The following is a 13,964-nucleotide window of genomic DNA, read 5'->3' on the forward strand; positions in this document are numbered from 1 at the left end:
TTTTTATCCCTAGTGCGAGGCGGGCGTGGCATCGTCGCTGCTGTGGAACCAGTTTAACTGTGGACGCAGTGAGACGACATCACCGACGATGATCAGCGTGGGGCTGACGGCTTGGGTCGCCAGCGCCGCTAACTGGGCCAAGGTACCGCTGATCACGCGTTGTTGCACCGTGGTGCCATTCTCGACCAAGGCGACCGGGGTATCGGCCGGCATGCCATGCTGTTGCAGCTGTTGCTGGATGGTCGCCGCTTGACTTAATCCCATGTAAAACACCAACGTTTGTCCGGCGGCAGCCAGGCAAGACCAGTCCAGCGCTCCCTCTTGACGGGTATGGCCGGTAACCAGACGGACGCTCTGGGCATGGTCGCGATGGGTCAACGGTATGCCGCTGTAGGCGGAGCAACCCGAGGCGGCAGTGATGCCAGGCACCACCGAGAAGGCGATACCGGCACCGGCTAAAGCCTCCAGCTCCTCGCCGCCGCGGCCGAAGATAAAGGGATCACCCCCTTTCAGACGAACCACGCGTTTGCCTTGTTGCGCCTGTTCCAGCAGTAGGCTATTGATCGCCTCTTGAGGGACGCAGTGGTGGCCAGCTTGCTTGCCGACGAAGAGACGTGTGGCATCGCGCCGGACCAACGCCATGATCTCAGGCGAGACTAAACGATCGTAGATCACCACATCGGCCTGCTGGATCTGCTGTAACCCCTTCAGGGTCAACAAACCCGCATCACCCGGCCCGGCACCGACCAACACGACCTCACCCTGAACGGCCGGATTGCTACTGAATAGGGCATCCAGTTGCTGGGTAACCTGCGGCGTGTCACCGTTCGCCAGGGATTGCGCCAGACGATCGTGAGCGAACAGTTTTTCCCAGAAACGGCGCCGCTGGGGGAGGGTGGCGAAGTGTGATTTGACGCGTTGACGGAGGCTACCCGCCAGGCGTGCCAGCTGACCGAGGTGCTGCGGCAATAGTGCCTCAAGCTTTTCGCGTAGCAGCCGGGCCAATACCGGAGCGCTGCCGCCGGAGGAGACCGCCACCATCAGCGGGGAGCGATCGATGATCGATGGCATGATAAAACCGGACTGGGCGGGGGCATCCACCACGTTACAGAAGAGGTGGCGTGCCTCACACTGGGCGAGTACCTGTTGATTGACGTGCGGGTCGTCGGTGGCGGCGATCGCCAGCCATTGTGCCGTTAACAGCGAGGGATCGAAGTCGCCGGGTACCAGCGTCAGGCGCCCCGCTTGCTGCCAGGCCTCGAATTGCGGTGTAAAGCGTTCGGCATTGACGGTCAGGACAGCACCCGCCTCCAGTAAGAGGCGGGCCTTACGCTCGGCGACCTCGCCACCGCCGACTAATAGGCAGGGCTTAGCCGCGAGTTGGCAAAATATCGGAAAGTAATCCATCGGAACTCCTCGGGCGGTGAGCGGAGAATGCGCTGGCGCCATGATCGTGCACGAGTGCGCGTCGCCGCCGGCCAGCCTATGCGAGTAGCTTGCCAGAGAAGTGGGGGATATGCAGTGGTGTCGTTTAAAGAAACGGCCACTCATTGCGCGATCGGTGAGAGGTGAAAGCACGACAGGATAAAAAGGCGGCAAAGAAAACGTTTGCTTTTTTCTGGCAACTCTTTAGAATGCGCCAGATTTTTTTATCCACTGCACAGGGATTAAGGAGGATTGCGTGTCGCAGGATAACAATTACAGTCAGGGGCCGGTCCCCTCATCGGCGCGTAAGGGCGCACTGGCATTAAGTTGTGTCATGCTGGGGCTGACCTTCTTTTCCGCCAGCATGTGGACCGGCGGCACTCTCGGCACCGGACTTGGCTATCACGATTTTCTTCTCGCAGTACTCCTCGGTAATCTCCTCCTCGGTATCTACACTTCCACTCTCGGTTATATCGGCGCAAAAACGGGCCTCACCACACATCTCTTGGCGCGCTTCTCCTTCGGCGTGAAGGGGTCTTGGTTGCCTTCGCTGCTGCTGGGCGGTACACAGGTCGGTTGGTTCGGTGTCGGGGTGGCGATGTTCGCCATTCCGGTCAGTAAGGCGACCGGACTGAATACCGAATGGTTGATCGCGCTCTCTGGGGTGTTGATGACGGTGACCGTATTCTTTGGCATCTCGGCACTGACCATCTTGTCGGTGATCGCGGTGCCGGCCATCGCTCTGCTGGGGGGGTACTCGGTCTGGCTGGCGATTAATGGTATGGGTGGTCTGGATGTGCTGCGTGCGGTGACCCCGACGCAACCGTTAGACTTTAACCTGGCGTTGGCATTGGTGGTGGGCTCCTTTATCAGCGCCGGTACCCTGACTGCGGACTTCGTACGCTTTGGGCGTAATGCCAAGGTGGCGGTGTGGGTGACGATGGTCGCCTTCTTCCTGGGGAACTCGCTGATGTTTGTCTTCGGCGCTACTGGCGCGGCAGCCTTGGGGATGGCGGACATCTCCGACGTGATGATCGCGCAAGGTCTGTTGCTACCGGCCATCGTGGTGCTGGGGTTGAATATCTGGACGACCAACGATAACGCGTTGTATGCCTCTGGTCTGGGGTTCGCCAACATTACCGGACTGTCGAGCAAGCTGCTCTCGGTGGCCAATGGCCTCATCGGTACCTTGTGTGCGCTGTGGTTGTATAACAATTTCGTCGGTTGGCTGACCTTCCTGTCGGCCGCCATCCCACCGATCGGGGGGGTGATCATCGCCGACTACCTGATGCATCGCCATCGCTACCGTGATTTTGCCCGAGCCGAGATGGTGGCGGTAAACTGGAACGCGATCGCTGCGGTGGCCTTGGGCGTCGCCGCCGGTCACGGGCTACCCGGGATCGTGCCATTGAATGCCGTCTTAGGCGGTGCGTTGGGTTATTGCCTGCTGAGTCGCCTGTTCGGACGTCGTCAGCAGCGTGTATTGGAGGTGAGTCATGCAGAATGATCAGTATCAGGCCGTCATCAACGCCCGTCTCCCCGCGCGTGAAGGGTGGTGGCAGATTCGGTTACAGGATGAGCGCATTGCCGCCGTCACGCCGCAGCCGGCATTACGCCCGGCGCAGGCAGGAGAGCTGGATGCGGAGCAGGGGTTGGTGGTACCGCCCTTTGTCGAGCCCCATATTCACCTCGATACCACGCAGACGGCGGGTCAACCGGCCTGGAATCAGTCGGGTACGCTATTTGAAGGTATCGAACGTTGGGCCGAGCGCAAGGCGCAGCTGACGCACGATGATGTCAAACAGCGCGCCTGGCAGACGCTAAAGTGGCAGATTGCTAACGGTATTCAGCATGTGCGCAGCCATGTCGATGTCTCTGACCCAACGCTGACGGCGTTGAAGGCGATGCTGGAGGTGCGGCAAGAGGTGGCGCCCTGGGTCGATCTGCAATTGGTTGCCTTCCCACAGGAGGGGATCCTCTCCTATCCGAATGGTGAGGCGTTGCTCGAGGAGGCGCTGCGTCTCGGAGCCGATGTGGTCGGTGCGATCCCACACTTCGAGTTTACGCGTGAGTATGGCGTGGAGTCGCTGCATAAGGCGTTCGCCCTGGCACAGCGTTACGATCGTCTGGTGGATGTACACTGCGACGAGATCGACGATGAGCAGTCTCGCTTCGTCGAAACCGTGGCGGCGTTGGCGCATCGTGACGGCATGGGTGCGCGCGTGACCGCGAGTCATACCACGGCGATGCACTCCTATAATGGCGCCTATACTTCGCGCCTGTTTCGGCTGTTTAAACTGTCGCAGATTAACTTTGTCGCTAATCCGCTGGTCAATATTCATCTCCAGGGGCGTTTCGACGATTATCCCAAGCGGCGGGGGATCACGCGGGTGAAGGAGATGCTCCAGGCGAAGATCAATGTCTGCTTCGGTCACGATGATGTCTTCGATCCGTGGTATCCGCTGGGAACCGCTAACATGCTGCAGGTGTTGCACATGGGGTTGCATGTCTGCCAGTTAATGGGCTATGGCCAGATCGATGAGGGGCTGGCGCTGATCGGCTCGCACAGTGCGCGTACCCTCAATTTAGCAGGGTATGGTGTGGAGCCGGGCTGCCGTGCCAGTTTATTGGTGCTACCGGCGGAGAGCGGCTTTGACGCCGTGCGTCGTCAGGTTCCGGTACGTTACTCCCTGCGTGATGGACGGCTGATCGCCGAGACGCGTCCGGCGCAGAGCCAGATCTACCTGGCGCAGGCCGAGTGCGTCGACTTCCGCCGTTAATCCAAGGTGTAATCAGACAAAAACGGGGCCTGCATATGCAGGCCCCGTTGCTATCTTGCGAAAGGGATCGCGTTACTTGGTCGCGTGGCCGTGTTGGCGATGCTTGGTGACGAAACCCAGCAGGACACACATGACAAAGACCACGAAGTAGAGGCCATTCGCGGTGGCCAGCGCGGCATGTGCCCCGCTGTGGGCAACGATCGGGCCGGTGACCACGAAGGTCAGCATGGTGCCGATGGTGCCGCAAGTCAGGATAAAGTTCACCAGCTTCGGAGAGGAGACCTTAGTCTGCTGTGAGCCGAGGGTGATCAGCGTGGTGTAGATGGCGCTGCTGACGAAGCCTAATCCCAGGATATACATGCTCAATAGGGCGCCTTGTTGGCTGCTGACGAACATGTACATCATGAAGGTCGAGAGTGCTGCTAGTACCGTGACGATGCGTTGCAAATCGAAGAAACGCAGCACGACGCTGAAGAACCACATGCCGACCATATAGGCGGTCCAGAAGTTACTGACCAGGCTACCGGTCTCTTCGATGCTCATGCCGAAATGTTTAGCGGCATATTCGGGCACCCACTGAATGAAACCAAGCTGGCCGAGGATGTAGCACAGGGCGGCGATGGAGAGGAACAGAACGCCAATTCCCCACTTCTCTTTACTGACCGGCGTCTCGGTATTGGCCGCCTGCTTGCCCAGCTGCGGGAAGTCGGAGCATAGCGTCAGGATAAAGATGGCCAGATACAGTACACCGATGCAGGCATAGACCCAATACCAGGCGACGTGTTGCGCCAAGAGAGTGGCGGCAATGATCGGGAAGACCATCCCGGCCATACTAAAGAAGGAGTCGGTAAACAGTAGACGAGAACCACGCTGACGGCCCGTGTAAATATGGGTGATCAGGAAGGTCCCGATGGACATGGTGATCCCGCTGACGACCCCGAGCACAAACATGCAGGCGGAGAAGACTGCCAGGTTATGGCCAACCATCAGACCTGCGATGGCGAGGATCATTAGAATGAAGCCGAAGATCAACTGACGCTTGAGGGGGATGATCTCCATCAGCCAAGCGTTAAGGAAAATAGAAACCAAAATCCCGGTATTGAGGAATGTAAAAGTATTACTCATGCTGGAGATCGGCAGATTGAAATACTCTGCGATATTTCCCATCACCATCCCGGTGACAATCACCAATGCGCCGGTAAGCGCATAGGAGAAGAAACTGATCCATGTTAGGCGAATGCGGTTACTGTCGGTCATAGCAAGGCCTATCTCAGTATAAAAAGAGAAATGTGAATTATTCGTGTGTTGATCGGACAAGAAGGGTCGATTTCACGAAGCGGGCGAATCCTAACATAGCCACAGCTGTTTTTTGTGATATGAATCGATTTTTCAATGCAAAGAAAAAGTTTGTTACTTAAAAAATTGAGATGTAATTGGGTGTCGAGGGTAAAGAGCACGGCGTGTGTGCTGCATGGGCGGAATTTCAGACAGGTACAACTTGCCCTAGGTGAGAATTCGGGTAGGGTGAGGTGGGCGACGGCGTAGCGTCGCCCAGGATAGTCGCCAGGTAAATGTGAGTAAATGGGTGGCTATCGCCCCATGGGCTATTTAGAATCATTACGCTATCCTGTTGTTTTTATGCTTTTGACAAAGCCGGTCAGATAAAGGAAGTTTTCATGTTCAAAAGAATCGTCATTACCCTGGTTACCCTATTCTCGCTGGCCGTGATGGCCCCGGCCGCACTGGCAGCGAATACACGCGTCATGCTGACAACCAGCGCCGGTAACATCGAATTGGAGCTGTATAATCAGAAGGCGCCGGTGACGGTCGACAACTTCCTCGGTTACGTCAACAGCGGTTTCTATAACGGTACTCTCTTTCACCGAGTGATCCCTGGCTTTATGATCCAGGGGGGCGGATTTACTGCGGCGATGCAGCAGAAGCCGACTCAGGCACCGATCAAGAATGAAGCGGATAACGGCTTGCGTAACTTGCGCGGTACCATCGCGATGGCGCGCACTGCCGAGAAGGACAGCGCGACCAGCCAGTTCTTTATCAATGTGGCCGATAATGCCTTCCTCGATCACGGCCAGCGCGACTTTGGTTATGCCGTATTCGGTAAAGTGATCAAAGGGATGGATATCGTCGACAAGATTTCCCAAGTCCGTACCGAAAACGTCGGCCCTTACCAGAATGTTCCGGTGAAACCGATCGTTATCACCTCGGCGGCGGTGATAAAGTGAGCCATGCACGACACCTGTCGTGAGTCACATGATGCACGGGCGCCTAATGGCGCCCGTGGCGTTACTGGCGTAGGAAGTTTTGTAGCAAAGCGTGCCCCTGCTCGCTGAGGATGCTTTCTGGATGGAATTGCACGCCCTCCAGGGCCAGCGAGGTATGGCGGATTCCCATGATCTCATCCCGCCGCCCATCGCGCTCGCTCCAGGCCGTTACCGCCAAGCAGGGGGGAAGGCTCTCCCAGTCTATGATCAGCGAATGATAGCGCGTTACCGTCAGCGGGTTATTTAAGCCCTGGAAGACGCCTTGATTGTCATGGCGGATGACGCTGGTCTTACCATGCATCACCTGACGTGCGCGTATCACCCGTGCCCCGAATACCTGCCCCAGCGCCTGGTGCCCCAGGCAGACGCCCAATACCGGTACCCGTCCCGCGAGATGACCAATGGCGGCCAAGGAGATCCCCGCCTCATCGGGGGTACCCGGTCCGGGCGAGATCACCACATGCGATGGCGCCAAGGCGTCAATCTGCGCCAGCGTTAATTCATCGTTACGTTTGACCAAGACCTCGGCATCGAGCTGGCAAAAGTATTGATACAGGTTGTAGGTAAACGAGTCGTAGTTGTCGATCAACAGTAGCATGGCGTGGCACGGGATTAACGAGAAAGGGAGATGATAAAGCATACGCAGGGGAAATTCAGCCCAGCATACCGTTCGGCGTGATACGCCGAGAATTTGATTGACGCCGCATGATTTATTATGCGTATATCTTGCATATAAAATCAAATTGTTGGGATGGGATTGGTGGGGGACGGGAGAATGGCGCAGCAGAGCGGAGTGGTTAGGGCGGATTTTGAGCGGACGATGTTACCGGTTTATGCACCGGCAGACTTTATTCCGGTGCGTGGAGAGGGAAGCCGAGTCTGGGATCAGCAGGGGCGCGATTACATCGACTTTGCTGGCGGGATCGCGGTGACGGCCTTGGGGCATTGTCATCCGGCGTTGATGGCCGCACTCCAGGAGCAGGGCAGCCGTTTATGGCATACCAGCAATGTATTCACTAACGAACCTGCGTTGCGTCTGGCGCAGAAGCTGATCGCGGCGACCTTTGCCGAGCGAGTATTCTTCGCGAATTCCGGCGCAGAGGCCAATGAGGCGGCGCTGAAGCTGGCTCGTCATCACGCGGCGACGCGCATCAGTCCCTATAAGAGCCAGATCATCGCCTTCAATCAGAGCTTCCATGGGCGTACGCTATTTACCGTCTCGGTGGGTGGGCAGGCCAAATATTCCGAGGGTTTTGGCCCGAAGCCAGCGGATATCGTCCACGTCCCCTTCAACGATCTGGCCGCGGTTGAGGCGTTGATCGGTGAGCAGACCTGTGCGGTGATCGTCGAGCCGATCCAGGGGGAGGGCGGTGTATTGCCCGCGACAGCGGCATTCTTGCATGGTCTGCGTGCGTTGTGTGACCGTCATCAGGCATTGCTGATCTTCGACGAGGTACAGAGCGGTATGGGACGCAGTGGCGCCCTTTTCAGCTATATGCACTACGGCGTGACGCCGGATATCCTGACCAGTGCGAAGGCGTTGGGGGGCGGCTTCCCCATCAGCGCTATGTTGACCCGCGAGGCGATCGCCTCGGCGATGACGGTCGGCAGCCATGGCACCACCTACGGTGGTAATCCGCTAGCGTGCGCGGTGGCCGAGGCGGCCTTCGACATCATTAGTCAGCCTGCGGTGCTGGCCGGGGTCGTGCAGCGCCGACAGCTATTTGAACGTCATCTCCAGGCGTTGAATCAACGCTATGGCGTGTTTGGTGAGATCCGTGGCCAAGGATTACTGCTGGGGGCCGCGTTGGCGCCCGCCTACCAGGGGCGCGCCAGGGATATCCTGAACGCGGCGACACAACAGGGGGTGATGTTGCTGAATGCCGGGCCAGATACACTCCGTTTTACTCCCTCGTTATTAATCCCCGAAGCGGAGATCGATGAGGGCATGGCCCGCCTGGGGCGGGCGCTGGCTAGCGTGGTACCCGCGGCGGCCTGAGGCCGCCCTTGGGGTTACGGGGCATCGTTAAATGCGCGGGTCATCTCTTCCAGTTGCTCCTGCGCGTCGAGCCAACAGAGTTCGGCCTCCTCCAAGCCGGCCTTGGCCTGACTTTGTCGCTGTAGGATCTCGTTTAACTCCCCCTTCCGGGCAGGGTCGTACAGCGCGCTGTCGGACAGACGCTCCTCCAGTTCGCTCAGTTGGGCGGCGAACGTCTCCATCCGCTTCTCTTGGGCGGTGATCTGCTTGCGTAGCGGCTGTGTTTGGCTACGGAACTCGGCCTCGCGCCGCTTCTGATCCTTACGCGCCTGAGCACTATTGACCGCTAGCCCACCTTCTTGCTCTGTTGTCGAGCTCTGGTTCTCTTGCCGTTGCCACTCGCTCAACCACTGCTGGTAATCTTCGAGGTCACCGGCGAAGGGTTCGACCTGACCATCGTGCACCAGATAGAGGTCGTCGGTGGTCGAACGTAACAGGTGGCGATCGTGCGAGACCACGACCAGCGCGCCTTCGAAGTCGATCAATGCTTCGGTCAGCGCCTGACGCATATCCAGATCCAGGTGGTTGGTCGGCTCGTCGAGCAGCAGTAGGTTGGGACGCTGCCAGACGATCAGTGCCAGCACCAGGCGCGCCTTCTCCCCACCGGAGAAACGCTGTGTCGCCTCCCCGACCTTATCGCCGTTGAAGCCAAAGCCGCCCAAGTAGTCTCGTAACTGTTGTTCGCTCTCCTGTGGCGCCAGACGGGCCAAATGTTGTAATGGCGACTCATCGGCGCGCAGGTATTCCAGCTGATGCTGGGCGAAGTAGCCCAGGCGTACGCCCTTCGCCAGGCCAACCTCACCATGCTGAGGGGCCAATTCACCGGCTAGCAGTTTGATTAACGTCGACTTACCGGCCCCGTTACGCCCCAACAAGCCAATGCGTGAGCCGGGAACCAGATTGAGTTTGATCGAGGCGAGTACCGTGTGGTCACCGTATCCCGCGCTGACCTGCTCCATACGCAGCAGTGGCGTCGGTAGGCTTTCCGGCGGGCGGAAGCTGAAGTGGAAGGGGTTGTCGACATGGGCGGGCGCGATGCGCTCCATCCGTTCGAGCATCTTCACGCGGCTCTGTGCCTGCTTGGCCTTGCTGGCCTTTGCCTTAAAGCGGTCGATATAACCCTGGAGATGGGCGATGCGTTGCTGTTGGCTCTGATACATCGCCTGCTGCTGCGCCAGCTTGCTGGCACGCTGTAGCTCGAAAGAGGAGTAGTTGCCGCTATACTCAAACAATTGTTGTTGCTCAATATGGATGATCTTGTCCACGATCGGGTCGAGGAAGTCGCGGTCATGAGAGATCAGGATCAGCGTCCCGGGGTAGCTTTTTAACCAGCGCTCTAGCCAGATCACCGCATCCAGATCCAGGTGGTTGGTCGGTTCATCCAGCAGTAACAGATCGGAGCGGCACAACAGGGCTTGCGCCAGGTTAAGGCGCATGCGCCAGCCGCCGGAGAAGGATTTGACCGGTTGCAGCAGTTGCTCCTGGCTGAAGCCGAGTCCATGCAACAGGCTGGAGGCGCGGGCACGAATGGTCCAGGCGGCGATCGCATCCAGCTTGCCGTGGATCAGGGCGATGGCGTTACCGTCGTTGCGCAGGTTGGCCTCTTCGAGCTGGCGCTCCAATTGGCGGAACTCCCGATCGCCATCGAGGACATACTCCAGTGCCGGCGTCTCCAGGGCTGGTGTCTCCTGGTTAACCCAGGCCATCGCCCAGTTTGCCGGGAGGTTGGCGCTGCCACCGTCGGCGCTCAACTCCTGCTTTAACAGCGCCAGTAGCGTTGATTTCCCACAGCCATTCTTCCCGACCAGGCCTACCTTCTGGCCGGGGTTGATCGTTGCCGAGGCGTTATCCAGCAGCACGCGTGTGCCGCGACGAATTTGTAGCGATGAGAAAACAATCATAAAGCGTCGTCTATTGAGTGTGTGTTAAATTGGCGTTGTGGCGACGTAAATAACGCGGCGAGGTAACGGCGATATGCGGCGCTATTCTGTCTTTCTGGGTCGCATGGTAGCCGAAAAGTCCGGCAATGACGACGTTCTGAGGTAGTGAGGAGAATGAACCATGTCGCAGCCGCCGAAGGTGTTGCTGATTTATGCCCACCCCGAGTCACCGTCCTCCATTGCCAATCAGGTGTTGTTACAGGCCGCTCGGCCGTTGGAAAACGTGACCATCCACGATCTATACGCCCAGTATCCAGACTTCTTTATCGATATTTATCATGAGCAAAGTCTGTTGCGAGAGCATCAGGTCATCGTGTTTCAGCACCCCTTATATAATTACAGTTGTCCCGCCTTGCTGAAGGAGTGGCTGGATCGCGTCTTAGCGCGCGGCTTTGCCAGTGGGGTAGGGGGATACGCCCTACGTGATAAATATTGGCGCTCGGTGGTGACAACCGGCGAACCCGAGGGAGCTTACCAGGTGGCAGGCTACAACCATTACACCATGCGTGAAGTGTTGCGCCCATTCGAATTGACGGCGTTGCGTTGCCATATGCACTGGTTGGCACCCTTGACCATCTATTGGGCCCGTCGCCAGAAGATGGCGGTGTTGCACGCCCAGGCACAGGCATATGCCGACTGGCTGGCGGCCCCCTTATCGATAGGAGGGCTCGATGCCGTCTGATCCCTCTTTACTGCCAGCGGTGGTGCTGTTTCTGTTTGCCGCCGTGCTGGCGGTACCGATCGCGCGTCGTCTCGGCATCGGTGCGGTACTCGGCTTTCTGATCGCCGGTATCGTCATCGGGCCGTGGGGGATTGGCTTGATCCGCGATGTGGAGGAGATCCTGCACTTCTCTGAGATGGGGGTGGTCTTCCTATTATTCATCATCGGGCTGGAATTGAATCCCGCTAAGCTCTGGCGCTTGCGGCGCCTGATCTTCGGTACGGGTACCGCCCAGTTACTGTTGAGCGCATTGCTGCTCGGTGGGCTACTGATAGCCACCGGTTTCGCCTGGCAGGCGGCGGTCATCGGTGGAGTCGGTCTGGCCATGTCGTCGACGGCGATGGCACTCCAGATAATGCGAGAAAAGGGGATGAACCGTAACCCGGGCGGACGTCTCGGATTCGCGGTGCTGTTGTTCCAGGATATCGCGGTGGTACCGGCGCTGGCATTGATGCCGATCCTGGCCGGAGGCGAAGATCAGGCGATCAACTGGGGTCATATCGCGCTGAAGATCGGTGCGCTGGCGGGGATTTGGGTCGGTGGCCGCCTGTTGCTGCGTCCGCTGTTTCACTATATCGCGGCGACCGGGGTAAGGGAGATTTTTACCGCTGCCGCCCTTCTGGTGGTGTTGGGCTCGGCGCTATTGATGGATGCCTTGGGTTTCTCTATGGCGTTGGGTACCTTCATCGCCGGGGTATTACTTGCGGAGAGTGAGTTTCAGCATGAGCTGGAGATCGCCATCGAACCCTTCAAGGGGTTGTTGTTAGGGTTGTTCTTCATGTCGGTGGGGATGGCGCTCAATCTGGGCGTATTGTACGCCTATTGGCAATCGATCCTGTTGGCGGTGGCGGCGCTGGTGGTGATAAAGAGCATGGTGCTGTACCTACTTGCCTGGTTGTCGGGGGTGCGTAGCGTCGTTCGTCTTCAGTTTGCGGCGGTGTTGAGTCAAGGGGGGGAGTTCGCCTTCGTGTTGTTTTCTGCCGCCGCGGCACAGCGGGTGCTGAGTGCGGAGCAGAGCGCCTTGCTGCTGGTGGTGGTGACACTCTCGATGATGACCACGCCACCGTTGATGCAGTTGCTTGACCGCCTGTTGGCGCAGCGCTTGAATCCGCCGGAAGAGAGTACGGAGGCGCCCTATGTGGCCGATGATGAACCCCAGGTGATCTTGGTCGGTTTTGGCCGCTTTGGTCAGGTGATCGGACGGCTGTTGATGGCGAATCAGACGCGGGTCACCGTGCTAGAGCGCGATGTCAGCGTGGTCAGCATGATGCGTCGCTACGGCTATAAGGTGTATTACGGTGATGCGACGCAGTTGGACCTGTTACAGGCGGCGGGGGCGCAGCGGGCAGAGGCCATCGTCATCACCTGCAATGAACCGGAAGAGACCATGGCGGTGGTACATCTCTGTCAACAGCACTTTCCACATCTGCGCATCTTGGCGCGCGCGCGTGGGCGGGTCGAGGCGCATGAGTTGTTACAGGCGGGCGTGAGCCAGTTTACGCGCGAGACCTTCTCCAGCGCTTTGGAGTTGGGACGCAAGACGTTGGTTGAGACGGGAATGCATCCGCATCAAGCCTATCGTGCTCAGCAACATTTTCGCCGTTTGGATATGCGTATGCTGCGTGAGCTGATGCCACATCGTCAGGGGGATGTGGCGCAGATCTCGCGTATTCGTGAGGCGCGGCGTGAGTTGGAGGAGATCTTCCAGCGCGAGATGCAGCATGAGCAGCTCCAGATGAATGATTGGGATGAGGAGTGGAAGGAGGAGAAATGAAGCGACGTTTTATCGCCGGGGCGCGTTGTCCGGCCTGTCATGCCATGGATAGCTTGGCGCTATGGCGCGATGCTCAGGGCGAGCAGGTGCAGTGTGTGCGTTGTGGTCATCGGCTGGCTTCACCCACTTCGCCATCGGAGGATCCCCTGGCGTCGGAACAGTTGATTGGGCGTTTTAAGCCTTAGGGGAGGAAACGGGTGCGGTAGCGCAGCTTTTTTCATCCCGAACAGTACAGTAGCGCGAAATTCCGCTACAATCCGCACGGATTACGTTTCAAACGCTAGGAGATATCATGAAAGTAGCTAAAGACCTGGTGGTCAGTCTGGCCTATCAGGTGCGTACGGAAGACGGGGTGTTGGTTGATGAGTCTCCGGTGTCTGCACCGCTGGACTACCTGCACGGCCATGGCTCTCTGATTGCCGGTCTGGAGAAAGCCTTGGAAGGACACGATGTCGGCGATCGTTTCGACGTGCATGTTCCGGCCAACGATGCCTATGGTCAGTACGATGACAACCTGGTACAGCGCGTACCGAAGGATGTCTTTATGGGCGTCGATGAGCTGCAGGTTGGCATGCGTTTCCTGGCGGAAACCGATCAGGGCCCGGTACCGGTTGAAATCACCGAAGTGGGCGATGACTATGTCGTGGTTGATGGTAACCACATGCTGGCGGGTCAGAACCTGAACTTCAACGTCGAAGTTGTCGCCATTCGTGAAGCGACCGCTGAAGAGCTGGAGCACGGTCATGTGCATGGCGCGCACGATCATGGTGAAGGCTGCTGCGGCGGTCATGGCCACGGTGAAGGCGAGTGCTGTGGCGGCCACGGTCATAGCCACGGTGAGGGCGAGTGCTGTGGTGGTCATGAGCACGACCATGATCATGCCGATGGCGAATGCTGCGGTGGTCAGGGTAAAGGCAAAGGCCACGGCGGTTGCGGTTGCCACTGAGTGGTTAATGCGTGAAAAAAGCGGTCATATGACCGCTTTTTTTATTGCCTCATCTCGC

At 58.2% G+C, this 13,964-nt stretch carries 12 protein-coding genes; 8 read left to right on the top strand and 4 right to left on the bottom strand.

Annotation, left to right across the window (positions count from 1 at the left end):
• Positions 1–9: 9 nt before the first annotated feature.
• Positions 10–1,407: a siroheme synthase CysG gene (gene cysG / locus DCL27_RS01310; RefSeq protein ID WP_047059020.1), complete on the bottom strand. Its 1,398-nt coding sequence runs from the start codon at positions 1,405–1,407 to the stop codon at positions 10–12.
• 274 nt (positions 1,408–1,681) lie between these two features.
• On the opposite strand from cysG, the gene codB reads away from it, so the two are divergent.
• On the top strand, positions 1,682–2,932 hold the full coding sequence (codB, locus tag DCL27_RS01315) for a cytosine permease (protein WP_005297483.1): 1,251 nt from the start codon (positions 1,682–1,684) through the stop codon (positions 2,930–2,932).
• Entirely contained in the window at positions 2,922–4,205 is a 1,284-nt protein-coding gene (locus tag DCL27_RS01320) for a cytosine deaminase (RefSeq protein ID WP_035600018.1), read from the top strand. The genes codB and DCL27_RS01320 overlap by 11 nt, the downstream gene beginning before the upstream one ends.
• 72 nt (positions 4,206–4,277) lie before the next feature.
• Here the strand turns inward: DCL27_RS01320 and tsgA are convergent, their stop codons facing one another.
• A complete protein-coding gene (tsgA, locus tag DCL27_RS01325) occupies positions 4,278–5,462 on the bottom strand; it encodes an MFS transporter TsgA (protein ID WP_035600015.1) in 1,185 nt (394 codons plus the stop codon).
• 419 nt (positions 5,463–5,881) lie between these two features.
• Between tsgA and ppiA the strand changes: the two genes are divergently transcribed.
• Entirely contained in the window at positions 5,882–6,448 is a 567-nt protein-coding gene (gene ppiA, locus DCL27_RS01330; protein ID WP_005290440.1) for a peptidylprolyl isomerase A, read from the top strand.
• A gap of 61 nt (positions 6,449–6,509) precedes the next feature.
• On the opposite strand, the gene DCL27_RS01335 is transcribed toward ppiA, so the two are convergent.
• A complete protein-coding gene (locus tag DCL27_RS01335) occupies positions 6,510–7,085 on the bottom strand; it encodes an aminodeoxychorismate synthase component II (protein ID WP_005297489.1) in 576 nt (191 codons plus the stop codon).
• A 177-nt stretch (positions 7,086–7,262) separates the two neighbouring features.
• On the opposite strand from DCL27_RS01335, the gene DCL27_RS01340 reads away from it, so the two are divergent.
• Entirely contained in the window at positions 7,263–8,486 is a 1,224-nt protein-coding gene (locus DCL27_RS01340) for an aspartate aminotransferase family protein (RefSeq protein ID WP_035600013.1), read from the top strand.
• Between the two features lie 14 nt (positions 8,487–8,500).
• On the opposite strand, the gene DCL27_RS01345 is transcribed toward DCL27_RS01340, so the two are convergent.
• Positions 8,501–10,426 (bottom strand): ABC transporter ATP-binding protein, encoded by a 1,926-nt coding sequence (locus tag DCL27_RS01345; RefSeq protein ID WP_035600009.1) that lies wholly within the window; start codon positions 10,424–10,426, stop codon positions 8,501–8,503.
• A 160-nt stretch (positions 10,427–10,586) separates the two neighbouring features.
• Here DCL27_RS01345 and kefG point away from each other — a divergent pair, with 160 nt between their 5' ends.
• The 4 genes from kefG to slyD all read left to right on the top strand — a co-directional run bounded on the left by kefG (position 10,587) and on the right by slyD (position 13,906).
• Complete coding sequence (gene kefG / locus DCL27_RS01350) at positions 10,587–11,147, top strand: glutathione-regulated potassium-efflux system ancillary protein KefG (RefSeq protein ID WP_035600004.1); 561 nt, start codon at positions 10,587–10,589, stop codon at positions 11,145–11,147.
• Entirely contained in the window at positions 11,137–12,960 is a 1,824-nt protein-coding gene (gene kefB / locus DCL27_RS01355; protein WP_035600002.1) for a glutathione-regulated potassium-efflux system protein KefB, read from the top strand. Before kefG ends, kefB begins: the two co-directional genes overlap by 11 nt.
• Complete coding sequence (locus DCL27_RS01360) at positions 12,957–13,145, top strand: YheV family putative zinc ribbon protein (RefSeq protein ID WP_005297495.1); 189 nt, start codon at positions 12,957–12,959, stop codon at positions 13,143–13,145. Before kefB ends, DCL27_RS01360 begins: the two co-directional genes overlap by 4 nt.
• Before the next feature lie 107 nt (positions 13,146–13,252).
• Positions 13,253–13,906 carry a peptidylprolyl isomerase gene (slyD, locus tag DCL27_RS01365; protein ID WP_035600001.1) on the top strand — a complete coding sequence of 218 codons (654 nt, stop codon included), beginning with the start codon at positions 13,253–13,255 and terminating at the stop codon, positions 13,904–13,906.
• The last annotated feature ends 58 nt before the right edge of the window (positions 13,907–13,964 follow it).

The sequence above is a fragment of the Edwardsiella tarda ATCC 15947 = NBRC 105688 genome (assembly GCF_003113495.2).
GTDB classification, from domain to species: Bacteria; Pseudomonadota; Gammaproteobacteria; order Enterobacterales; family Enterobacteriaceae; genus Edwardsiella; species Edwardsiella tarda.